Here is a 22,777-nt window from a genome sequence, read left to right as displayed (position 1 = left end):
CGCCGGCGCCGTCCCGGTCGGTCGTCTCCGGGCTCCGGGAGCGGGACGCACCCACTAGGGTCTGCGCCCGTGCGTAGATCACTCGCCCCGGTCCTGACCGTCTGCCTCGCGGCGCTGCTCACCGCGTGCGGCACCGCCACCACCGACACCGCCGCCGCGCCGGCCGGCCCGGCCTCCGCCGCCACGTCCGCCGCCGACCCGGTCGCCGCGGTCAAGCAGGGGTTCGGCCGCAGCCTGGAGAAGTCGGCCAGGATGAACGTCGTCATCAAGGCCGGCAACCAGACCGTCACCATGCAGTCGGCCGTCGAGCCCGCCTCCGGCGCGATGACGCTCGACATGAAGACACCCGACCCGGTCAGCATGGTCGTCACCGCCGACGCCGTCTACGTCAAGCAGGACGAGTCGGACGGCAAGCCCTGGGTGAAACTGGACCGGAAGCGGCTCCGCGCCGACGGCCCGCTGGCCCAGGGCCTCGACATCCGGGCGCAGGCCGGCATCCTCGGCGGGGTGGTCACCGCCGAGGCGGCCGGCGACGGCCGCTACACCGGCGCGGCCGACGCCGACAAGGCCATCGCGGCGGCCTCCAGCGAGGCGGAGCGGGCGACCCTGCGCAACGCGTTCAAGGTGCTCAAGGACAAGTCGGTGCCGTTCCAGGCCACCCTGGACACCGAGGGCCGGCTCACCAGGCTCACCTACACGTTCGACACCGCGGCCGGGAAGATCGAGAACGAGTTGACCATGCACGGCTTCGGCGAGCCGGTCACCATCACCACGCCGAAGGCGTCCGAGACCGAGCCGGCGTCGGCCGAGATGTACCGCTTCTTCTGACCGGTCGCGACGGGGTGGCCGGACGGAGAACCCCTGCTCCGGCCGCCCCGCCCGCCACACCGCCGCGCCCGCCGGAAGCCCGGCGCGCCACCTGGCGTCGATGCGCCGACTACGCTCGACATGACGGGGACCGGGACGGCGAGCGGAGCGGGCAGGTCGATGAGCGTCAGACGGATCATGGGCACCGAGGTCGAGTACGGCATCTCCGTGCCCGGCCAGGCCGGAGCCAACCCGATGGTCACCTCCTCGCAGGTGGTCAACGCCTACGGGGCGCGACCGGAACTCAACCGGGGCGGACGGGCCCGCTGGGACTACGAGGAGGAGTCGCCGCTGCGCGACGCCCGCGGCTTCACCTACTCCGGGGCGGCGTACGACCCGGCCGAGGCGCTCGCCGACGAGGATCTCGGGCTCGCCAACGTGATACTCACCAACGGTGCCCGGCTCTACGTCGACCACGCCCACCCCGAATACTCCACCCCCGAGGTGACCACCCCGCTCGACGTGGTCCGTTGGGACAAGGCGGGTGAGCGGGTGATGGCCGAGGCGGCCCGGCGGGCCGCCACCATCCCGGGCACCCACCCGATCCACCTCTACAAGAACAACACCGACAACAAGGGCGCCAGCTACGGCGCCCACGAGAACTACCTGATGCGCCGGCAGACGCCGTTCGCCGACATCGTGGCGTACCTGACGCCGTTCTTCGTCACCCGCCAGATCGTCTGCGGCGCCGGCCGCGTCGGCATCGGCCAGGACGGCGGCCAGAGCGGCTTCCAGATCTCCCAGCGCGCCGACTTCTTCGAGGTCGAGGTCGGGCTGGAGACCACGCTCAAGCGGCCCATCATCAACACCCGCGACGAGCCGCACGCGGACGCCGACAAGTACCGTCGCCTGCACGTCATCATCGGCGACGCCAACCTCTCCGAGATCTCCACGTTCCTCAAGGTCGGCACCACGTCGCTGATCCTCGCCATGATCGAGGAGAAGGCGCTCGGTGCCGACCTGGGCATCGCCGACCCGGTCGGTGAGCTGCGCGCGGTCAGCCACGACCCGTCGCTGAAGCACCTCATGCGGATGCGCGACGGTCGCCGGCTCACCGCGCTGGACGTGCAGTGGGCCTACTACGAGCGGGTCCGTTCCTTCGTGGACGACCGGCACGGCCAGGACGTGGACGCGCAGACCACCGACGTCCTGGACCGCTGGGAGAGCGTGCTGGACCGGCTCGGCCGGGACGCCTTCGAGTGCGCCGACGAGCTGGACTGGGTGGCCAAGCTGCGGGTGCTGGAGGGCTACCGGGAGCGGGAGAACCTCGGCTGGGGTTCGCACAAGCTGCAACTGGTCGACCTGCAGTACTCCGACGTGCGACCGGAGAAGGGGCTCTACCACCGGCTGGTCCAGCGCGGTTCGATGAAGACGCTGCTCACCGACGAGCAGACGCGCACCGCGATGACCGAGCCCCCGGAGGACACCCGGGCCTACTTCCGCGGTCGCTGCCTGGCCCAGTACGCCTCCGAGGTGGTGGCCGCGAGCTGGGACTCGGTCATCTTCGACGTGGGCCGCGAGTCGCTGGTCCGGGTGCCGATGATGGAGCCCGAGCGGGGCACCCGCGCGCACGTCGGCCAGCTCTTCGACCGGTGCGCGAGCGCCAAGGACCTGCTGGAGATGCTCACCGGCGGCTGACGCGGATGCCGGAAGGCCCGTCGCGTGCCGAACCCGGCGCGCGGCGGGCTTTTCGTCGCCCGCGCGAGGTAAGTTGATCGCAGGCGATCGTGGAGGAGGCACCACCATGGCGACGCAAGAGGGTGGGCAGACCCAGTCCGGCAAGTCCCACGAGGAGGTCGAGGAGGTCACCGCGCAGGCCAACCCCGAGGTGGCCGAGCGGCACGCCGAGATCACCGAGGACGTCGACGACCTGCTCGACGAGATCGACTCCGTCCTGGAGGAAAATGCAGAAGAGTTCGTGAGAGGATACGTACAAAAAGGAGGTCAGTGAATATACCGGGGCGAAACGGACATGCCTCTCCCTTCGGATGATCGGGAAGGTCGACGCCGTTGCCGCGACTGCGGGGAGTGGAAGCCTCTCGACGACTTCTGCGCGAGCAGCAAGCGTCCCAGTGGTCGCGGCAGCTACTGCAAGCCGTGCTTCAACACGCGCTCCAAGGCCAGTTACGCAAAGCGTGTGAAGGCCAATTTCGGCCGAGAGGTGAAGCCCAAGCGGGACGTTCCGGACGGGCATCGCTTCTGTGCCGACTGCGGAAACGCCAAGCCGCTGGCTGACTTTCCGCGGAACCGCTCCGATAGCACCGGTTACGCCACCTACTGCAAGCCTTGCCACAACAGGCGGACCGTGGAGACCAAGCAGCGGCTCTACGGCGGCAACCGCGAGTACCACCTGCGCCGTCGCTACGGGGTCGGGGAGAAGGAGTTCCAGGAGCTCCTGGCCGAGCAGGGCGGCGTGTGCGCGATCTGTCGGCGCCCCGATCCGGAACATCTGGACCACGATCATCGCACCGGATGGGTGCGCGGGATACTCTGCTTCAACTGCAATGGCGGTCTCGGCCAGTTCAAGGACAACCTCGACAACCTGGCCGGGGCGATCACATACCTGAGAGGAACCACGTGGCAGCGGGTTTTGATCCATCCGGGCGTCTTCCAGATGTGTTCACCAACGCGGGGACGTCCTCCTTCACCACGTTCCTGAGCAAGGTGGCCCCCGAGATGCTGCCGGGCCGTCGGCCGCTGCCGCCCGGCATGGCCGCCGACATGGCGCCGCACGCCACCACGATCGTGGCCATCGCGGCCGCGAACGGCGTGGTCATGGCCGGCGACCGCCGGGCCACGATGGGCAACCTGATCGCCCAGCGCGACATCGAGAAGGTGCACCCGGCCGACGCGTACTCGCTGGTCGGCATCGCGGGCACCGCGGGCATCGGCATCGAGCTGATGCGACTGTTCCAGGTGGAGCTGGAGCACTACGAGAAGATCGAGGGCGCGATGCTCTCGCTCGACGGCAAGGCCAACCGGCTGGCCTCGATGATCCGGGGCAACCTGGGCGCCGCCATGCAGGGCCTGGCCGTGGTCCCGCTGTTCGCCGGCTTCGACCTGGCCGCGAGCGACCCGGCGCGGGCCGGCCGGATCTTCAGCTTCGACGTGACCGGCGGTCCCTACGAGGAGACCGGCTACGACGCGATCGGCTCCGGCTCGTTGTTCGCCAAGTCCGCGCTGAAGAAGCGTTTCCGGGCCGGCCTGTCCGTCGACGACGCGACGCGGTTGGCCGTCGAGGCGCTTTACGACGCCGCGGACGACGACACCGCCACCGGCGGCCCCGACCTGACCCGGCGGATCTACCCGGTGGTGATGACCGCGACGGCCGAGGGCACCTACCGGCTCACCGACGCCGAGACGGCGGCGATCGCGGAGGGCGTGGTGTCCGGCCGGATGGAGAACCCCGGCGGCTGACCCCGCTCGCACGTCCACCGAGTCAGCAGTCCCGCACCACAGGTACGAAGGAGAACCGCCGCCGTGGCCATGCAGTTCTACGCCTCGCCCGAGCAGATCATGCGCGACCGCTCCGAGCTGGCCCGCAAGGGCATCGCCCGGGGCCGTAGCGCGGTGGTCCTGAGCTACGCCGGCGGGGTGCTCTTCGTCGCCGAGAATCTGTCCAGCACGCTGCACAAGGTCAGCGAGATCTACGACCGGATCGGCTTCGCTGCGGTCGGCCGGTACAACGAGTTCGAGAACCTGCGCCGCGCCGGGGTGCGGATGGCCGATCTCAACGGCCTGAGCTACGACCGGCGGGACGTGACCGGGCTGGCGCTGGCGAACGCGTACGCGCAGACGCTGGGTGCCATCTTCACCGAGCAGTCGAAGCCGTTCGAGGTGGAGATCTGCGTGGCCGAGGTGGCTGCCTCGCCGGACGACGACTCGCTCTACCGGGTGACCTACGACGGCTCGGTCAACGACGAGCCGGGCCGGATGGCGATGGGCGGCCAGTCGGAGGCGATCGCCGGCGTGCTGAAGAACGAGCACCGGCCGGAGATGTCGCTGTCGGAGGCCGTGCGCGCCGCGATGAAGGCGTTGAGCAGCGTCGGCGGCGAGGGTGGGGCGGCCCGGACGATCGCGGCGAACCAGTTGGAGGTGGCGGTCCTGGACCGGCGCCGGGTGGGTCGTACGTTCCGGCGGATCACCGGCGCGGCGCTGACCGCCTTGCTGAACGGCGAGGCGGAGGGGGACGTGGCGCCGGCGCCGGGCACGGCGAAGACCCCGACGGTGCCGACCGAGGAGGCGAAGAAGCCGACCACGTCGGCGGGCTCGGCCGACCTGGAGGGCCACCGGGAGGACGCCCCCGGCGAGTGACACCTGTTTTCGGGCCCCGCCACTTCCGTGAAGTGGCGGGGCCCGCCGGTGTCTGGTGCCGCCGTCTCGCCGATCGGGCGGCTTCGGTGTACGACGATGAACGCGGGCGCTGCCCATCGGGGGCTCCGGGCGGCTAATGTCTCATCATGGAGCGGCGAATCTTCGGCCTCGAGACCGAGTACGGCGTCACCTGCACCTATCGCGGGCAGCGCCGGCTTTCCCCCGACGAGGTCGCGCGGTACCTGTTCCGGCGGGTGGTGTCGTGGGGCCGGTCGAGCAACGTTTTCCTGCGCAACGGGGCGCGCCTCTATCTGGATGTGGGCTCGCATCCGGAGTACGCGACGCCGGAGTGCGACTCGGTGACCGATCTGGTGGCCCACGACCGGGCCGGTGAGCGGATCCTGGAGGGGCTGCTCGTCGATGCGGAGAAGCGACTGCACGACGAGGGCATCGCGGGCGAGATCTATCTGTTCAAGAACAACACGGATTCGGCCGGCAACTCGTACGGCTGCCACGAGAACTACCTGGTGTCCCGGCACGGGGAGTTCGGCCGGCTGGCCGACGTGCTGATCCCGTTCCTGGTCACCCGGCAGTTGATCTGCGGCGCGGGCAAGGTGTTGCAGACGCCGCGCGGCGCGGTCTACTGCCTGTCGCAGCGGGCGGAGCACATCTGGGAGGGCGTCTCCTCGGCGACCACCCGGAGCCGGCCGATCATCAACACCCGCGACGAGCCGCACGCGGACGCGGAGCGCTACCGCCGGCTGCACGTGATCGTCGGCGACTCCAACATGAACGAGGTCACCACGCTGTTGAAGGTCGGCACGGCCGACATCGTGCTGCGGATGATCGAGGCCGGTGTGGTGATGCGGGACCTGACGCTGGAGAACCCGATCCGGGCCATCCGGGAGGTGTCGCACGACATCACCGGCCGGCGCAAGGTTCGGCTGGCCTCCGGCAAGGAGGTCTCGGCCCTGGAGATCCAGCAGGAATATCTGGCGAAGGCGACGGAGTTCGTGGAGCGCCGGGGCGGCGACCAGACCGCCAAGCGGGTGGTGGACCTGTGGGCGCGGGTGCTGGGCGCGGTGGAGACCGGCGACCTGGATCCGGTGGCGCGCGAGATCGACTGGGTGAGCAAGCTCAAGCTGATCGAGCGTTACCAGCGCAAGCACGACCTGCCGCTGTCGCATCCGCGGGTGGCGCAGATGGATCTGGCCTATCACGACCTGCGGCGCGGCCGGGGCCTGTACGGATTGCTGGAGCGGCGGGGCGAGGTGGACCGGGTGGCCACCGACCCGGAGATCTTCGAGGCGAAGGAGACGCCGCCGCAGACCACCCGGGCGCGGTTGCGTGGCGAGTTCATCCGGCACGCGCAGGAGAAGCGGCGTGACTTCACCGTCGACTGGGTGCACCTGAAGCTGAACGACCAGGCGCAGCGCACGGTGTTGTGCAAGGACCCGTTCCGGGCGTACGACGAGCGGGTGGAGCGGCTGATCGCCAGCATGTGAGGCCGGCGGCGGCCGGTGCCTGCGTGCCGGCCGCCGCGGCCCCGGTAGGCTGGCGTCGCCATGGACACTTCCGAACCGCAGGGCCGCGAGCGCGGCCAGACCTCCGGCCGCGAGCGGGACGGCGGCGCCGAGAAGCTCAACTGGATCGACCGGCGGCGGGAGAAGATCCGCGCCGAGATCGCGCGTAACCGTCGTGGTGATCATGCGGTGCCGACCTGGGTGCTGGCGGCCGCGCTGGTGCTGATCGTGGGCGCCTGGCTGGCGTTGATCTTCCTGGTTGGCTGACCGTCGGCGTCCGCGCACGGGGGGTTGCGCCGTCGCCCGGTCGCCGGGAGAGTTGTCACATCGACCGAGATCGACCCATGGGGCACCGTGGGCGCGGGCACGGGAGGGTGACGTCATCGCACACATCGACCTCGGCCTGGACGAGCAGGCCCACCCCGGCATCAACGGGCTGGCCCGCTACCGGCCGGAGACCGCCGGGCCGCTGCTCGACCTCGCCGACACGCTGCTGCACGCTCCCCATCCCACGCTGACGCCGGGGGAGCGGGAACTGATCGCCGCGTACGTGTCGGGGTTGAACGCCTGCACGTTCTGCTGCGCGTCGCACTCGGCGTTCGCCGCCGCGCAGTTGCCGGCCGGGATGGCGCTGGTGGAGCAGGTCCGCCGGGACCTGGACGCGGCACCGGTCGAGGCGAAGCTGCGGGCGCTGCTGCGGATCGCCGGGGCGGTGCAGCGCAGTGGCCGGGAGGTCACCACCGCGCTGGTCGAGGCGGCCCGCGCCGAGGGCGCCACCGACCTGGAGATCCACGACACGGTGCTGATCGCGGCCGCGTTCTGCATGTTCAACCGCTACGTGGACGGCCTGGGCACGGTCGTGCCCGCCGACCCGGCGGGCTACACCCGGGCGGCGGAGCGCATCGTCACCGACGGCTACGGCGCCCGCTGAGCGCACGACGTCGCGAGCGGCTCCGTCGCCCGCTGACCGTTGAGCGGAGCAGGCCGCTCAGCGGAGCAGGCCGGCGGCGTAGCGGCCGGCGGCGGCCGCGGCCAGGAAGTAGGCGTGGTCGGCGTCGAGGCCACGGCCCATCGTCGACAGCCCCACCGGGCTGGCGCGCAGCGCCGCGTCGAGGCCGTCGGTGGGCACGGTGACGACGCGGTGCCGGTCCGCGAGTGGTGCCAGCGCCGCCGTCACGGCCGCCGCCAGTTCCGGGTCGAGGCCGTCCGGCACGACCAGCTCCGCGGGGGCCAGCGCCACCCGGCCGTACGCGGTGAGGCTGTGGTGGGAGACGCCGCGGTGCCGGGGGCGCGGGTCGGCGTCGGAGATCCGCAGCGAGCCGACCGGGCGGCCGCCCAGCGTGGCGACCGCGTTGACCGCCTCGCCGACGGCCACGCCGGAGAAGCCCCAGCGGGTGCCGGTGCCGAGGTTGCCCGGCCCCTGGGCGACGATCGCCAGGTCGGCGTGGAGCACGTGCCGGGCGGCGAGCAGGCCGCTGTGCAGCGTGCTGGCCTCCAGGTCGCCGCCGAACGCCTGGCCCACGCTGACCGTGCCGGCGAGGTGGTCGGCGAGCCCGGCCAGCGTGCGGGAGAACCAGGCGGGCAGTGCGCCGCCGTCGGTGAGCAGGTACGCGACCCGGGCGTGCGGGGCGTCGGCGCGCACGCCGGCCAGGATCGCCGGCAGCGCGGAGTGCAGGTCGGCGGTGACCACCGGCATGCCGTCGACCGACTCGGCGGCGGCCAGCCGGGCGTGGTGCGGCGAGGCTTCCTCGTCCACGCCGAGCAGGATCGGTTGCAGCGGCGTGTAGCGGGCCTTCACCAGGTGCCCGGCGTCGCGGCTGTCGCCGGCCTGCGGCGGGTCGGCGGGCAGCCGGTCGGGCAGTGCGACGACCAGGGCGTACCCGCCGGTGCCGAGGCCCATCAGCAGGGCGCCGGCGTTGAGCAGCACGCGGTCGCCGGGCTCGGGGTCGCCGACGAGCGCGGGGTAGGCCAGGGCGCGCATCCGGGCGCCGTCGGGCAGGTCGACGTCGAGTTCGACGGCGCCGGCCCACCGTCGCCGTACCGTCGTGACCGTGCCGGACCGCCATCGCACCATGACCGGAAACCTATCGGCCGGCGGGCGGGCGGGCGTCGGCCGGGTCAGGCCTCCTGGTCGACCGGTCGACCGGGTTCGTCCTGGGTGGTGCGGGCGCGCCGGCCGGTGGCACGGGACCGGGTCGGGTCGAGGAAGACGTACGCGATCTCCGGGAACCGCCCGGTGAGCCGGCGTTCGGCCTCGTCGGCGGCGGCCTCGATCTCCGCGCCGGTGGCGTCGTCCCGGAAGTCGACCTTGGCGGCGACCAGGATGTCCTCCGGGCCGAGGAACATGGTCATCAGCGTGTCGATCCGGTCCACCGTCGGCAGCGCGGCCAGTTCCTGCTCGATCTGCCGGTGCGTGCGCTCGGACACGGCGCGGCCGACCAGCAGCGAGATGTTGCTGTGCGCCAGGATCGCGGCGACCACGAGCAGCAGCACGCCGATCAGGATGGAGGCGATGCCGTCGTAGAGCTCGTCGCCGGTGAGGTGGGACAGAGTGAGCCCGGCGGCGGCGATCAGCAGGCCGATCAGCGCGGCGCTGTCCTCCAGGAAGACCGCCTTGACCGTGGTGTCGGCGGTGAGCCGCAGGTAGCGGCGGGGGGTGGTGCGCCAGCGCCGGGACTCGCCGCGGACCTGCCGCACGGCCCGGGCCAGCGACACCGACTCGATGGCGAACGAGATCGCCAGCACGACGTACGCGACCAGGTAGTCGCCGGTGTGGTCGTGCACGAGGATCGTGGTGACGCCGTGGGTGATGGCGAAACCGGCGCCGGCCACGAACGTGAACAGCGCGGCGAGGAACGCCCAGACGTAGCTCTCCTTGCCGTACCCGAACGGGTGCCGGGGGTCGGCGGGCCGCGCGCCGCGGCGCAACGCCAGGTAGAGCAGCACCTCGGTGGTGGTGTCGGCGACCGAGTGGGCGGCCTCGGAGAGCATCGCCGCGGAGCCGGAGAGCAGGCCGGCGACCAGCTTGGCGATCGCGATGGCGAGGTTCGCCGCGCCGGCCACCACGACGGTGCCGACGCTCTCGGTCTTGACTTCCGGTTCCGCCATGGGCTCACCCTATGGCCGGTCCCGGCGGGCCGCGCGGTGAGGCGGACGGGGCCGCTCGGGTGGTGACCGCGCGCCGCGCCCGCGCGGGTGCCCGCGTCGGACGTGCGGGCTGCTAGCGTTCGGTACGTGTCCCGGACCCGTACCGAACGCCTGGTCAACCTGGTGATCTGCCTGTTGTCGACGCGGCGTTTCCTGACCGCCGCCCAGATCGCCGCGACCGTGCCCGGCTACGAGCACGACCCGGACGACGCCAAGGACCATGAGGCGTTCCAGCGCAAGTTCGAGCGGGACAAGGCCGAGCTGCGGGAGCTGGGCGTGCCGCTGGAGACCGGCACGGCCAGCGTCTTCGACGCCGAGCCGGGCTACCGGATCGCCCACCGGGAGTACGCGCTGCCCGACATCCCGCTCGAACCGGACGAGGCCGCCGCGGTGGGCATCGCGGCCCGGCTGTGGCAGCACGCCGGTCTGGCCGCCGCCGCGTCGTCCGGGCTGGCCAAGCTGCGCGCGGCGGGCATCGACGTGGATCCGCAGGCCACCCTGGGGCTGGAGCCGATGGTGACGGTCGACCCGGCGTTCGCGCCGTTGACCGCCGCCGCGCGGGACCGGCGGGAGGTCAGCTTCGACTACCGGGTGCCGGACCGGGACGCGCCGACCCGCCGTCGGGTGCAGCCGTGGGGCGTGGTCTGCTGGCGCGGCCGGTGGTACGTGGTCGGTCACGACCTGGACCGGGCGGCGACCCGCTGCTTCCGGCTCTCCCGGGTCGTCGGCGCGGTCCGGGCGACCGGTGAGCCGGGGGCCTACCAGCCGCCCGCCGGGGTGGACCTGATCAGCCATGTGGCCCGCTGGTCGGGGCCGGTGGAGCGCACCGGCCGGGCGACCGTGCTGGTCACGCCGGGTCGCGCCGCCGGGCTGCGGCGCTGGGCGGTGGAGGGCCACGCCGGGCCGGACGGCGACCGGCTGGTGCTGCCGTACGCCGACGCCGAGTTCCTGGCCGGCCAGATCGTCGGGTACGGCCCGGACGTGCGGGTGTTGGAGCCACCGGAGGTGCGGGAGGCGGTCATCCAGCGGTTGAAGGAGGTCGCGGCCCGGCACGACGAGCTGGCGGCGGCCGGGGGTGCCCGGTGACCCGGCCGGCGGCGACCCGCGCCGGTCGCGCCTCGGCCGACCGGCTGGCCCGGCTGCTCAACCTGGTGCCCTACCTGCTGGCCCGGCCCGGCATCGAGATCGCCGAGGCGGCGCACGACCTGGGCGTGACCGAGCGGCAGCTCCGGGAGGACCTGGAGCTGCTCTGGGTGTGCGGGCTGCCCGGCTACGGGCCCGGTGACCTGATCGACATGGCGTTCGACGGCGACCGGGTGACGATCACCTACGACGCCGGCATCGACCGTCCGCTGCGGCTCACTCCGGACGAGGCGTTGGCCCTGGTGGTGGCGCTGCGGATGCTGGCCGAGACGCCGGGGGTGGCCAACCGGGAGGCGGTGGAGCGGGCTCTCGCCAAGATCGAGAGCGCGGCCGGTGACCTGGCCGGCGCGCCGGTCGAGGTGCGGCTGCCCGGCGACAGCGCCCGGGTGCGTGAGCTGCGCGCCGCGGTCGAGCGGGGCCGGGCGCTGCGGATCACCTATTACACCCCGGCGCGGGACGAGACCACCGAACGCACCATCGACCCGTTGCGGATGCTGATGGTCGGCGGCCGGGCGTACGTGGAGGCGTGGTGCCGCCGTGCCGAGGCGGTCCGGCTGTTCCGGGCCGACCGGATCGACGCGGTCACCGAGCTGCCGGAGCGGGCCGTGGTGCCGCCGCAGGCCCGCCCGCACGATCTGCGCGACGGCGTGTTCCGGCCCTCGGCCGACCTGCCGCTGATCACGCTGCGGATCGGCCGGGGCGAGCGGTGGATCACCGAATACTATCCGTGTGAGCGGGTCGAGGCCGACGGCGAGCAGTGGCTGGTGTCGCTGCGGGTCACCGACCTCGGCTGGGCCCGCCGGTTCGTGCTCGGGCTGGGCCCGGAGGCGACCGTGGTGGCCCCGGCCGAGCTGACCGATCAGGTCCGCGCCCAGGCGGTCGCCGCGCTGGACGCGTACGCGGTTCCGACCGGCAGCGCCGACGCGGCGGCGACCGGCGTCACCCGTTAGGCTGACCGCGTGGTGATGTGGATCGTGCTCGGGGTCGTGCTGTTCGCGCTGGTCGTGCTGGCCCTGGCGGTCCGCCCGGTGGTGGCCCGGCTGCCCCGGCTGCGCCGGTCGGCGGTGGCGTTGCAGCGCCGGGCGGCCGAGGCGGAGTCGCTACGCTCGGCCGCGGAGACGTTGCAGGCGCGGGCCGAGGCGCTCCAGGAGCGGGCGACCGTCACGCAGGAGCGGATCACGTTGATCAAGGCCAAGCGCGGCGAGTGATCGACGCCTGCCGTTTCCCACCCGAATGCGCCGTGACGGGTGGTTGACGGGACACTTCGGGTTGGCCGAGACTTCACCGACCGGGCCGGCACCAGCAGGCCCGGCGGGGGTGGCAAGCCGCTGCGACGCACGTACGATGGGCGGCGACCCACCTCACCACCGACACAGAGCGACTGGAGCTTCCCATGGGTGCCCTCAAGCCGTGGCACATCGCCGTACTCGTGGTCGTGCTGATCCTGCTCTTCGGCGCGAAGCGGCTCCCGGACGCGGCCCGCTCGCTGGGCCGTTCGCTGCGGATCATCAAGGCCGAGACGAAGAGCCTGCACGACGACGACCGTGACCTGGCCGAGAAGGCCGACGCGCAGGCCGCCTACCAGCCCCTCCCGCCGCAGCAGCCGCAGCAGCAGTTCGCGCCGGGTCAGCAGCAGTACGCGCAGCCGCAGTACGCCCCGCAGCCGCAGCAGCCGGTCGCCCCGCCGGTCGACCCGGTGCAGCGCGTCCGCGAGAACTGACCCGAAGGGGCCTCATCACCGTGGCCTTCGGGTTGAAGAAGCGCGGGCCGAGCACGTTCGCGCGCGCCGCCGACGGCTCGATGACGCTCATCGAGCACATCCGCGAGCTGCGTAACCGACTGTTCCGGGCCTCACTGGCGATCCTGTTCGGCTTCGGCTTCGGCGTCTGGCTGTCCGGGCCTGTGATGCACCTGCTGCAGAAGCCCTACTGCGACCTGCCCAAGGCGCGGTTGATCAACGGCGACTGCAACTTCGTGCAGCTCGGTCCCGCCGACCTGTTCCTGCTGCAGATGAAGGTCTCCCTCTGGGTCGGCCTGATCATCGCGGCGCCGGTCTGGCTCTACCAACTCTGGGCGTTCATCGCGCCCGGCCTGCACCGGCACGAGCGGCGCTACGCCTACTTCTTCACCGCCCTGGCGGCGCCGCTGTTCGCGGCCGGTGCGGTGCTGGCGTTCTTCGTCACCTCCAAGGGTCTGGAGTTCCTGCTCGACGTCTCCGGCGGCGGTGACGTCACCACCACGCTCGACATCACCCGCTACATCGGGTTTGTCACCAACCTGATCCTGCTGTTCGGGGTGGCGTTCGAGTTCCCGCTGATCGTGCTGATGCTCAACTTCGTCGGCCTGGCCAGCGCGAAGCGGCTGCTGAGCTGGTGGCGGGTGGCGATCTTCGTGTTCTTCGCGTTCTCCGCGGTGGTCACGCCGACGCCGGACCCGTTCGGCATGACGGCGCTGGCGTTCTGCCTCTCCGCGCTCTACTTCGGCGCGGTGGGGTTGGCGTTCCTCAACGACAAGCGGCGCGGGCGGGGCCGCGAGGTCTACGCGGGCATCGCCGACGACGAGGTGTCGCCGCTGGACCTGTCGAGCGAACCGGTGCCGACCGGTGCCCGGATCGAGGCGGCCGCCCCGGTCGCCGCCCCCGAGCCGGTTGCCGCCCCGGCGCCGATCGAACGCCGCTACGACGACATGACCTGACCGTCCGGTCCGCGGTCGAACGCCGTCCCCGCTGCCCGGGGGCGGCGTTCGTCGTCCCGGGAGGTGTGGTGGATCAGGGGTCAGGCCACGCGGCGGGCGGCGGTGGGGGACAGCGGCGGGACCGCGTCGGGGTGCAGGATCGCGGCGATCGCCTCGGCGCCGTCGACCAGGCGGGGGCCGGCCCGCACGATCAGACCGTCCGCGTCCACCGCCCAGACCTCCGCGCCCGGGAAGTGCCCGACCACCGCGCTCGCCTGCGCGGCGGCGCCGTCCAGCCGGAAGCCGCACGGCGCGACCAGCACCACCTCCGGTTCGGCCGCACGCAGCTCCGCCCAGGTCGTCGGCGTGGACCGGGCCCCTGGATGGGTGGCGACCGGCTCGCCGCCGGCGACGTCGACCAGGTCCGGGATCCAGTGCCCGGCGCCGAACGGCGGGTCCACCCACTCGACCACGGCGACCCGCCGCCGGGGCCGGCCGGCCACCGCCGCGCGAATCGCCGCCAGCCGGGCCCGCAGCCCGTCCACCAGGGCCTCGGCCCGGTCCGGCACCCGGGCCGCCGCGCCCACCGCGCGGATCGTGCCCAGCACGTCGTCCAGGGTGTACGGGTCGAGCGACAGCACCTCCGCCCGCGCGCCGAGATGCTCGACGGCGTCGGCCACCCGGCCGGACGGCAGCGCGCAGACCCGGCACAGGTCCTGGGTGAGGATCAGGTCCGGGTCCAGCCCGGCCAGCGCGCCGGCGTGCAACGTGTACAGGTCCGCGCCGGCCGCGACCCGCTCCCGCACGTAGGCGTCGATCTCGCCGGGGCTCATGCCGCGGGTGTCGCGGCCACCCACCACCACCGTGACGCCGGCCCGGTACGACGGTGGCACCTCGCACTCGAACGTCACCCCGACCAAGTCGTCGCCGAGGCCCAGCGCTTGGACGATCTCGGTGGCGGACGGGAGCAGGGACACCAGGCGCATGCCGCCCATCATGCCCGGCCGGCGCGCGGGTGGACATCCGAGCCGCCCTCGGGCCTTGCCGGGCCGGCCGGCCCGCTTAGACTCTGCTGACTCCGCCGAGTCCCACCCCCCGTCCCGGTCAGCGCGCTGACCTCCGCTCCGGAGAGCTTCGATGAAGAGCCGTACCGCCGCCGTCCTGACCGTCCTCTGTGCCGCCACCGCGCTCACCGCCTGCGGCGACGACGAGCCCGCGCCGAAGGGCGAGCAGGTTCCGGTGACCGCCACCGACACCAGTTGCGAGGTCACCACCACGCTGTTCACCCCCGGCACGGTGACCTTCACCGTGACCAACCGGGGGCAGCAGGCCACCGGGGTCTACGTCTACGGCCGGGAGGGCGACGGCTTCACCAAGGTGGTCGCCGAGGTGGCCGACGTGCCGGCGGGCCGCACCGGCGACCTGCGCGCCACGCTCGCCACCGGCTCCTACGAGGTGGCCTGCAAGCCCGGCCGGCAGGGCGACGGGGTGCGTACCCGGATCACCGTCTCCGACGACGGCAACGTGGCCAGCGCCGCGGCCGAGACCGCGTACGACCGGGCGGTCGCCATCGAGCTGACCGGGGACACGCTCACCGGCGTGGACGGGCTGATCGCCGAGCCCGGCGAGAAGCTCTCGCTGAAGGTGACCAACAAGACCGCCGGCGCCCGGACGCTGTACGTGCTCAACCCGGACGGCAAGCGGGTCGCCGAGCTGAAGGCGGAGCCGAACGGCACCGCCGAGACCGTGGTGGCGTTGGGCGCGGCCGGCAACTGGACGCTCAAGGTCAAGGGCGACGGGGTGGCCTCGGTGAGCAAGCGGCTGGTGGTGCGCTGATCCGACGAGTTCCGACGCGGGTGCATCCATCGGGGACGGTCCGGGCGAAGCATGGGTCGTGACGACAGTCACGGACCTGGTCGCCTCGACGAAAGGCTCCCCGATGAACATCGCTCGTCTCGCCGCCCGGCTGGCCGTGGGTGCCACGGCCGCGGCGGTGGCCACCGCCGTCGCCGCCGCGCCCGCCCAGGCCGGCGCGAAGCAGCCCGGCACGCGTTCGCTGGCCGCGGTGCTCACCGCCGACAAGAGCGGCTTCGACCGCAACGCGCGGGACTTCGACGTGCTCACCAAGGCGGTCCTGACCGTCCTGGAGGCGAAGCCGAACTCGCCGGTGAAGGTGCTCACCGACGGCACGGTCGCGCTGACCGCGTTCGTGCCGAACGACTACGCGTTCCGCGAGCTGGTCCGCGACATCACCCACGCGCGGACGCTGCCGAGCGAGAAGGCCGCGTTCGACGGGGTCGCCGGCCTGGGTGTGGACACCGTGGAGAACGTGCTGCTCTACCACGTGGTGCCGGGCGCGACGATCGACCGGAAGGCGGCGCTGAAGGCCGACGGCGCGGAGCTGTCGACCGCGCTCGGCGCCACTGTCGAGGTCGACGTGCGGCACTGCTGGTACGGCAAGCAGGTACGCCTGGTCGACGCGGACACCAACGACCGCGACGCGCGGGTGGTCCGTTACGACATCAACAAGGGCAACAAGCAGATCGCCCACGCGGTGGACCGGGTGCTGCGCCCGATCGACCTGCCCTGACGCGCTTTCCCCCGACGGCGTCCGGCCCCGTGCCGGGCGCCGTCGGCGTGCCGGCGGTCAGCGTACGGCGTGACCGAACTGGCGGCTCAACGCCAGCCCGGCGGAACAGCTCAGCTCGCCGGGGGCGAGCTGGACGTGGGCGGGCCGCCACGTCTCGGCGGCGCCCTTCGGGCCGACGCGGGCCAGCAGGCAGTCGTACTGGCTGGCCCGCAGCGCGACACCGACCGTGCCGCCCTCGACGGCGATCTCCTGCCGCACCGCCGGGTCGAGTTCCAGGCCGGCCACGGCGGCGCGGACCGCGGCCTCGTCGCGGTCGGACCGGGTGAGCGCCGCCCGGAGCCGGGCGTCGACGCCGGTGAGGGACGGGTCCCGGGGGACCGGCAGCGGGTCGCCGGTGGGGCAGTCGACGTCGTCGTCGCGGTCGTCCCGTTCGGGGCCGAGGCTGAGCCGGAAGCAGACCGGCTCGGTGCCCTCGACCCGCTCGCCCCAGTCGTTGACGCCGACCCCGTGCCCGGTCACCCGCAGCACCAACGTCACCCCGGTCTGCCAGTGCGTCTCGCCGCGCACCTGGAGCACCTCCACCGCCTGCTCCTGCCCGGCGGTGTGCACGAACTCCTCGGCCCGGTAGAGGTGGTCGCGGTCGAACCGGGCCTCGACCCGGTCGACGGTCTCGGTCGCGTCGGCGACCGCACTGTCGTGCCAGGGCGTCTCGCCCGGCCGGTGCGCCCACCACACCGCGGCGGCCACCACGAACGGCGCGAGCGCGAGCGGGGCGAGGACGGCGATCAGCGTGCGGGAACGCATGGCGCGGAGTATGCCGTACGGGTGCCCGCGCCGTGGCCCCGTCGATCCGCGGCGCCGGTGTCGCCCCTGGTGGGTGGCGCGCCCGGTGTCGTACCGTGCTCGCCGTGACCGCGCACGATCATGTTCCGCCCGGCCCGGTGGCCGTGCTCGCCAACCCGACCGCCGGCCGGGGACGGCACCGGGGCCTGCTGCCGGAGGTCCTGGCGCGCCTCGGCGCCGCCGGCCGCCCGGTGGAGCTGCTGCGCGCGCGTACCCCGGAGGAGGCGGAGGTGGCGTGCCACGCCGCGGTGGCCGGCGGCGCCGCGGCGCTGGTCGCGGTCGGCGGCGACGGCACTGTGCACCGCGCGGTGCAGGCGGTCGCCGGCACGGCGGTGCCGTTCGGGCCGGTCCCGGCCGGCACCGGCAACGACTTCGCGGTCGACACCGGCTACCCGGCCGACCCGCTCGCCGCGGTCGGGGTGATCGCCGCCGCGCTGGCCGCCGGCCGCACCCGCCCGGTGGACCTGGCCCGGCTGTCCCGGCCCGGCGACGACGACCGGTGGTACGGCGCGGTGCTCGCGGCCGGCTTCGACGCGATCGTCAACGAGCGGGCCAACCGGATGCGTTGGCCGCGCGGCCGCCGCCGGTACGACCTGGCGATCCTGGTCGAGCTGGCCCGGCTGCGTCCCCGCCGCTACCGGCTGACCCTCGACGGCGTGCCGCACGAGGTGGACGCGGTGCTGGTCGCGGTCGGCAACGCGGCCAGCTACGGCGGTGGCATGCGGATCTGCCCGGACGCCGACCCGACCGACGGACTGCTGGACGTGGTGGTGGGCGGCCGCTTCGACCGGCGCACGCTGATGCGGGTCAAGCCCCGCATCTACCGGGGCACCCACGTCACGCACCCGCTGGTGCGGACCTACCGGGCGCGGACGGTGGAGTTGGCCGCGGAGGGCATCACCACGTACGTGGACGGGGAACGGGCGTTCCCGCTGCCGGTGACGGTCACCGCCGTGCCGGCGGCGCTGCGGCTGCTGCGCTGACCGGGGCCGGCGGCGGCGGTGGCGGTGGGGCGGCGGCCCGGACCGCGCCCACGCTCGCGGCCACCACCAGCGCGACGGCGAGCATCTCGACCGGGTGCAGCGCCTGGCCGAGCACCAGCCAGCCGGCTAGTGCGGCGATCGCCGGCCCGAGGCTCATCAGCACCGCGAACGTGGCGGTGGGCAGCCGTCGCAGCGCCGCCAGTTCCAGGCTGTAGGGCAGCACGGAGGCCAGCAGCGCCAGCCCGGCGCCGAGCCCCAACACCGCCGGGTGGGTCAGCCGGCCACCCGCGTCGACCAGCCCGATCGGCAGCGTGACCAGCGCCGCCACGGCGAGCGCCAGGGCCAGCCCGTCGGCCCGGGGGAAGCGCGCGCCGACCCGGGCCGAGCAGACAATGTACGCCGCCCACATCGTGCCCGCCGCCAGCGCCAGCGCGGCGCCGACCGGGTCCAGCCGGTCGAAGCCGCCCTGCCCGAGCAGGGCGACGCCGGCCAGCGCCAGCCCGGCCCAGCACCAGGCCGCCGCGCGGCGCGCCCCGACCACGGAGAGCGCCAGCGGGCCGAGCACCTCCAGCGTCACGGCCGGCCCGAGCGGGATGCGTTCGATCGCCTGGTAGAAGATCGAGTTCATGCCGGCCAGGGCCAGCCCGAAGGCGACCACGGCGGCCCAGTCGCCGCGCCGGTGCCCGCGCAGCCGGGGCCGGCACACCGCGAGCATCAGCAGCGCGCCGAGGGTGAGCCGCAGGGTGACCGCCCCGGCCACCCCGGTACGCGGGAACAACGACGCGGCCAGCGCGGAGCCGAACTGCACGGACAGCGCCCCACCGAGCACCAGCGCCACCCCGCCGAGCCGTCCCTGCGGTACGGGGTGGTCAGCGGTCATGCCCCTGACGTTAGCCGGGGTGCCGTCCGTCGCGTCGAGCGCGTCGGCCGGGACGACCCGCCGCGCGGCCGGTCACCCGACGCCGGCCAGGTCGAGCACCGCGCCCAACCCGTTCGGCCGGCCGGGGTCGGCGCACGGCAGCACCAGCACGCCGCAGCCGGCCGCCACCGCGCCGGCGTCGGCCGGGGTGTCGCCCACCATCAGCGTGTGCTCCGGGTCGACGCCGAGCATGCCGCAGGCCCGCAGGAAGATGCCCGGGTCCGGCTTGCAGCGCCCCACCTCGTAGGAGAGCGCGTACGCGTCGACCAGCGCGTCGAGGCCCCAGGCGGCGAAGAGCGGCCGCAGGTCGAAGCCGATGTTGCTGACCACCGCCACCTTCACCCCGGCGGCCCGCAACGCGCCGAGCACCGGGGCGGTGTCCGGGTACGGCAGCCAGCCGTCGGGGACCAGCACTCGCTCGTACAGCGCGTCGGCGAACCCGTCGATGCCGGTGTCGACGGTCTCGGCCAGCCCGGTGTAGGCCCCCCGGTGGGCGTGCGGGTAGAGGTCGCGGTCGGCCCACAGCTCGGCCAGCCGGGGCGGCACCCGGGCCGGCAGCGGGCCGCCGGCCCGGCCCGCGGTGAGCAGGCGGTCGGCGAGCGAGGTGGCCCGGATCCGGTCCAGTTCGACCCCGCAGGCGGCCGCCGCGGCGCGTACCCAGGCCAGCGGCGCCTCCACCTGGGCGAGGGTGCCGTGGAAGTCGAAGAGCACCGCCTCCACGGGCCGGCGGGACGGGCTCGGGCGGACGGCGTCGTCGGCGCCGCGCGAGGCGTGGGGCAGTTCGATACGGTCCGGCACGTCGTGCACCCTACCGACCCGCTCCGACCGCCCTGCCGGACGGCCTTGACCGGTGGTCGTCGGTGGTAGCGATTAATCTTGGGTGCATGTCGAGCCCCGCCGAGCGGTACGCCGCGGCGCGCCGCCGGGCCGCGCAGGCCTCCGCCTTCCCGGCCCTGGACGAATTCTCCCGTGATCTCGGGTTCGACCTCGACGACTTCCAGCGGGAGGCGTGCGAGGCCCTGGAGCGGGGCAGCGGGGTGCTGGTCTGCGCCCCCACCGGCGCCGGCAAGACGGTGGTGGGCGAGTTCGCGGTGCACCTGGCGCTGCGTGGCGTGCCCGGCGCACCGGCGGGTGGCGACGGCCCGGCCGTGCGGCGCAAGTGCTTCTACACCACGCCGATCAAGGCGCTGTCCAACCAGAAATACCACGACCTGGTCGACCGCTACGGCGTCGAGCAGGTCGGCCTGCTCACCGGCGACAACGCGATCAACGGCGACGCGCCGGTGGTGGTGATGACCACCGAGGTGCTGCGCAACATGCTCTACGCCGGCTCGGCCACGCTCGAGGGCCTGGCCTACGTGGTGATGGACGAGGTCCACTACCTGGCCGACCGGTTCCGGGGCGGCGTGTGGGAAGAGGTGATCATCCACCTGCCCGCCTCGGTGACCCTGGTCTCGCTGTCGGCCACCGTCTCCAACGCCGAGGAGTTCGCCGACTGGCTGGTCACCGTGCGCGGCGAGACCGCGGTGGTGGTCTCCGAGCACCGACCGGTGCCGCTCTGGCAGCACATGTTGGTCGGCAAGCGCATGTTCGACCTGTTCCACGACGCCGACGCGGCCCGTAAGCACGACGTCCACCCCGAGCTGCTGCGCTACACCCGCGACACGGTGCGCCGGCTGGAGCTGGGCGAGGGGCGTAGCGCCGGCCCCGGCGGCGGGCGGCGCGGCCCCCGGTGGCGCGGCCCGATGCGCCCGGACATCGTCGACCGGCTCGACCGGGAGGGGCTGCTCCCGGCGATCCTGTTCATCTTCAGCCGGGCCGGCTGCCAGGCCGCCGTCCAGCAGTGCCTCGCCGCCGGGCTGCGGCTGACCTCCCCGGACGAGCGCGCCGAGATCCGCCGGGTGGTGGAGTCCCGGATCACCGCGATCCCCGGCGAGGACCTGACCGTGCTCGGCTACTGGGAGTGGCTCGACGGCCTGGAGCGCGGGCTGGCCGCCCACCACGCCGGCATGCTCCCCGCGTTCAAGGAGGTCGTCGAGGAGCTGTTCGTCCGCGGCCTGGTCAAGGCCGTCTTCGCCACCGAGACACTCGCCCTGGGCATCAACATGCCGGCCCGCTGCGTGGTGCTGGAGCGGCTGGTCAAGTTCAACGGCGAGGCCCACGTCGACCTCACCCCGGGCGAATACACCCAGCTCACCGGCCGGGCCGGCCGGCGGGGGATCGACGTGGAGGGGCACGCGGTGGTGGTCTGGTCGCCGGAGACCGACCCCCGGCACGTGGCCGGCCTCGCCTCCACCCGCACCTATCCGCTGCGGTCCAGCTTCCGGCCGTCCTACAACATGGCCGTCAACCTGGTCGGCAGCGTCGGCGCCGAGCCGGCCCGGGAGCTGCTGGAGTCCTCGTTCGCGCAGTTCCAGGCGGACCGCTCGGTGGTCGGCCTGGCGCGGCAGGTGCAGCGCAACACCGAGACGATCGACGCGTACGGCGCGGAGGCCGCCTGCCACCAGGGCGACTTCGACGAGTACTTCGCGCTGCGGGTGGCGATCGCCGACCGCGAGCGGGCCATCGCCCGGCAGGGGCAGACCCAGCGCAAGGCGGCGGCCGTCGAGTCGCTGGAGCGGCTGCGGGTCGGTGACGTGATCCGGGTGCCGTCCGGGCGGCGGGCCGGCCTGGCCGTGGTGCTCGACCCGGCCACCGGCGGCTTCGGCGAGCCGCGCCCGCTGGTGCTCACCCAGGACCGCTGGGCCGGCCGGGTCAGCCCCGGGGACTTCACCACCCCGGCCGAGGTGCTCACCCGCATCCGGGTCCCGAAGCACTTCAACCACCGGTCCCCGGCGGCGCGGCGTGACCTGGCCGCCGCCGTCAGCGGCACCGGGCTGGACCGGCACGGCGGCCGGCGCGGCGGGCGGTCCCGCCAGCCGGTGGGGGAGGACCACCGGCTCAGCCAGCTCCGGGTCGAGCTGCGCGGGCACCCCTGCCACGCCTGCCCGGAGCGGGAGGAGCACGCCCGCTGGGCGGAGCGCCGCCGGCGGCTGGAGCGCGACACCGACGAGCTGCGCCAGCGGGTGAGCGGGCGGACGGGCTCCCTGGCCCGGACGTTCGACCGGATCGTCGCGCTGCTGACCGCGCGCGGCTACCTGGCCCCCGACGGTGAGGTCACCGACGCCGGCCGGATGCTGGCCCGGATCTGGACCGAGGCCGACCTGCTGGTCGCCGAGTGCCTGCGTCGCCGGGTGTGGGACGGGCTGTCCCCGGCCGAGCTGGCCGCCGCCGTGTCGGTGGTGGTCTTCGAGGCCCGGCGGGACGTCGACGAGCGGGCGTCGCTGCCGCGCGGCGCGGTCGGCGACGCGGTCGACGAGACGCTCAAGCTGTGGGGCGACATCGAGGCGGACGAGGCGGCCCGGGGTCTGACCGTCACCCGCGAGCCGGATCTCGGCTTCGCCTGGCCGATCTACCGCTGGGCGCGCGGGGAGGCGCTGGCCAAGGTGCTCGCCAGTGGGCACCAGATCGACGGCGAGATGCCGGCCGGTGACTTCGTCCGGTGGGCCCGGCAGGTGGTCGACCTGCTCGGCCAGCTCGCCGACTCGGGAGGTGCCTCGACCGAGTTGCGGGCCACCGCCCGGCAGGCGATCTCGGCCGTCAACCGGGGCGTCCTGGCCTATCACGCCTCCGCCTGACCATCACTTTCGGTCACCTCGGTCCGGAGAATCGACGCATCGCTCCGTCATCGTGACGGCACCCCCCGAAACTGCGGGGGCCGCCGTCATGCCTGGTC

General features: G+C 73.6%; 24 protein-coding genes. 18 read left to right on the top strand and 6 right to left on the bottom strand.

Annotation, left to right across the window (positions count from 1 at the left end; all coding sequences use genetic code 11):
- Positions 1-69 precede the first annotated feature (69 nt).
- The 9 genes from ACH495_RS20010 to ACH495_RS19970 all read left to right on the top strand — a co-directional run bounded on the left by ACH495_RS20010 (position 70) and on the right by ACH495_RS19970 (position 7,635).
- Positions 70-828, top strand: coding sequence for a hypothetical protein (locus ACH495_RS20010; RefSeq protein ID WP_396859236.1), 759 nt, complete (start codon positions 70-72; stop codon positions 826-828).
- A gap of 159 nt (positions 829-987) precedes the next feature.
- Complete coding sequence (gene dop, locus ACH495_RS20005; protein WP_396859235.1) at positions 988-2,505, top strand: depupylase/deamidase Dop; 1,518 nt, start codon at positions 988-990, stop codon at positions 2,503-2,505.
- Between the two features lie 106 nt (positions 2,506-2,611).
- Positions 2,612-2,818, top strand: a complete 207-nt coding sequence (locus tag ACH495_RS20000) for a ubiquitin-like protein Pup (RefSeq protein WP_073836803.1) — start codon at positions 2,612-2,614, stop codon at positions 2,816-2,818.
- Positions 2,819-3,004: 186 nt separating this feature from the next.
- A complete protein-coding gene (locus tag ACH495_RS19995) occupies positions 3,005-3,526 on the top strand; it encodes an endonuclease VII domain-containing protein (protein ID WP_396859234.1) in 522 nt (173 codons plus the stop codon).
- Positions 3,445-4,284, top strand: coding sequence for a proteasome subunit beta (gene prcB, locus ACH495_RS19990; RefSeq protein WP_396859233.1), 840 nt, complete (start codon positions 3,445-3,447; stop codon positions 4,282-4,284). The genes ACH495_RS19995 and prcB overlap by 82 nt, the downstream gene beginning before the upstream one ends.
- Before the next feature lie 63 nt (positions 4,285-4,347).
- Positions 4,348-5,181: a proteasome subunit alpha gene (gene prcA, locus ACH495_RS19985; protein ID WP_396859232.1), complete on the top strand. Its 834-nt coding sequence runs from the start codon at positions 4,348-4,350 to the stop codon at positions 5,179-5,181.
- A gap of 146 nt (positions 5,182-5,327) precedes the next feature.
- Positions 5,328-6,686 (top strand): Pup--protein ligase, encoded by a 1,359-nt coding sequence (pafA, locus tag ACH495_RS19980; protein ID WP_396859231.1) that lies wholly within the window; start codon positions 5,328-5,330, stop codon positions 6,684-6,686.
- 60 nt (positions 6,687-6,746) lie between these two features.
- Positions 6,747-6,971 carry a hypothetical protein gene (locus ACH495_RS19975; RefSeq protein ID WP_396859230.1) on the top strand — a complete coding sequence of 75 codons (225 nt, stop codon included), beginning with the start codon at positions 6,747-6,749 and terminating at the stop codon, positions 6,969-6,971.
- A gap of 115 nt (positions 6,972-7,086) precedes the next feature.
- Entirely contained in the window at positions 7,087-7,635 is a 549-nt protein-coding gene (locus tag ACH495_RS19970; RefSeq protein WP_396859246.1) for a carboxymuconolactone decarboxylase family protein, read from the top strand.
- 57 nt (positions 7,636-7,692) lie between these two features.
- Here the strand turns inward: ACH495_RS19970 and ACH495_RS19965 are convergent, their stop codons facing one another.
- On the bottom strand, positions 7,693-8,778 hold the full coding sequence (locus tag ACH495_RS19965) for a DUF3866 family protein (protein ID WP_396859229.1): 1,086 nt from the start codon (positions 8,776-8,778) through the stop codon (positions 7,693-7,695).
- Between the two features lie 44 nt (positions 8,779-8,822).
- The gene (locus ACH495_RS19960) at positions 8,823-9,812 is read right to left on the bottom strand and encodes a cation diffusion facilitator family transporter (RefSeq protein ID WP_396859228.1); all 990 of its coding nucleotides are present in this window, start codon (positions 9,810-9,812) and stop codon (positions 8,823-8,825) included.
- Positions 9,813-9,938: 126 nt separating this feature from the next.
- Between ACH495_RS19960 and ACH495_RS19955 the strand changes: the two genes are divergently transcribed.
- The 5 genes from ACH495_RS19955 to tatC all read left to right on the top strand — a co-directional run bounded on the left by ACH495_RS19955 (position 9,939) and on the right by tatC (position 13,688).
- On the top strand, positions 9,939-10,937 hold the full coding sequence (locus ACH495_RS19955) for a helix-turn-helix transcriptional regulator (RefSeq protein ID WP_396859227.1): 999 nt from the start codon (positions 9,939-9,941) through the stop codon (positions 10,935-10,937).
- Positions 10,934-11,944 (top strand): helix-turn-helix transcriptional regulator, encoded by a 1,011-nt coding sequence (locus ACH495_RS19950; protein WP_396859226.1) that lies wholly within the window; start codon positions 10,934-10,936, stop codon positions 11,942-11,944. The genes ACH495_RS19955 and ACH495_RS19950 overlap by 4 nt, the downstream gene beginning before the upstream one ends.
- A gap of 9 nt (positions 11,945-11,953) precedes the next feature.
- Positions 11,954-12,202: a hypothetical protein gene (locus ACH495_RS19945; RefSeq protein WP_396859225.1), complete on the top strand. Its 249-nt coding sequence runs from the start codon at positions 11,954-11,956 to the stop codon at positions 12,200-12,202.
- A gap of 185 nt (positions 12,203-12,387) precedes the next feature.
- The gene (gene tatA, locus ACH495_RS19940; RefSeq protein WP_396859224.1) at positions 12,388-12,714 is read left to right on the top strand and encodes a Sec-independent protein translocase subunit TatA; all 327 of its coding nucleotides are present in this window, start codon (positions 12,388-12,390) and stop codon (positions 12,712-12,714) included.
- A 20-nt stretch (positions 12,715-12,734) separates the two neighbouring features.
- Complete coding sequence (gene tatC / locus ACH495_RS19935; RefSeq protein ID WP_396859223.1) at positions 12,735-13,688, top strand: twin-arginine translocase subunit TatC; 954 nt, start codon at positions 12,735-12,737, stop codon at positions 13,686-13,688.
- Between the two features lie 80 nt (positions 13,689-13,768).
- On the opposite strand, the gene ACH495_RS19930 is transcribed toward tatC, so the two are convergent.
- Positions 13,769-14,653 (bottom strand): ABC transporter substrate-binding protein, encoded by an 885-nt coding sequence (locus ACH495_RS19930; protein ID WP_396859222.1) that lies wholly within the window; start codon positions 14,651-14,653, stop codon positions 13,769-13,771.
- Between the two features lie 151 nt (positions 14,654-14,804).
- Here ACH495_RS19930 and ACH495_RS19925 point away from each other — a divergent pair, with 151 nt between their 5' ends.
- Positions 14,805-15,503 (top strand): hypothetical protein, encoded by a 699-nt coding sequence (locus ACH495_RS19925; protein ID WP_396859221.1) that lies wholly within the window; start codon positions 14,805-14,807, stop codon positions 15,501-15,503.
- Between the two features lie 103 nt (positions 15,504-15,606).
- Complete coding sequence (locus ACH495_RS19920; RefSeq protein ID WP_396859245.1) at positions 15,607-16,257, top strand: fasciclin domain-containing protein; 651 nt, start codon at positions 15,607-15,609, stop codon at positions 16,255-16,257.
- Positions 16,258-16,314: 57 nt separating this feature from the next.
- Here the strand turns inward: ACH495_RS19920 and ACH495_RS19915 are convergent, their stop codons facing one another.
- Positions 16,315-17,061: a hypothetical protein gene (locus tag ACH495_RS19915; RefSeq protein WP_396859220.1), complete on the bottom strand. Its 747-nt coding sequence runs from the start codon at positions 17,059-17,061 to the stop codon at positions 16,315-16,317.
- A 95-nt stretch (positions 17,062-17,156) separates the two neighbouring features.
- On the opposite strand from ACH495_RS19915, the gene ACH495_RS19910 reads away from it, so the two are divergent.
- Positions 17,157-18,083, top strand: a complete 927-nt coding sequence (locus tag ACH495_RS19910) for a diacylglycerol kinase (protein ID WP_396859219.1) — start codon at positions 17,157-17,159, stop codon at positions 18,081-18,083.
- Here the strand turns inward: ACH495_RS19910 and ACH495_RS19905 are convergent.
- The gene (locus tag ACH495_RS19905; protein ID WP_396859218.1) at positions 18,046-18,963 is read right to left on the bottom strand and encodes an EamA family transporter; all 918 of its coding nucleotides are present in this window, start codon (positions 18,961-18,963) and stop codon (positions 18,046-18,048) included. The two genes, ACH495_RS19910 and ACH495_RS19905, sit on opposite strands and share 38 nt — an antisense overlap.
- Positions 18,964-19,035: 72 nt before the next feature.
- Entirely contained in the window at positions 19,036-19,800 is a 765-nt protein-coding gene (locus ACH495_RS19900; protein ID WP_396859217.1) for an HAD family hydrolase, read from the bottom strand.
- A gap of 86 nt (positions 19,801-19,886) precedes the next feature.
- On the opposite strand from ACH495_RS19900, the gene ACH495_RS19895 reads away from it, so the two are divergent.
- A complete protein-coding gene (locus tag ACH495_RS19895) occupies positions 19,887-22,679 on the top strand; it encodes a DEAD/DEAH box helicase (RefSeq protein ID WP_396859216.1) in 2,793 nt (930 codons plus the stop codon).
- Positions 22,680-22,777 lie beyond the last annotated feature (98 nt).

Origin of the sequence: Micromonospora sp. NPDC018662 (genome assembly GCF_044391475.1) — a bacterium.
Classification (GTDB): Bacteria; Actinomycetota; Actinomycetes; order Mycobacteriales; family Micromonosporaceae; genus Micromonospora.
This window is presented reverse-complemented; position numbering and strand designations above follow the sequence as displayed.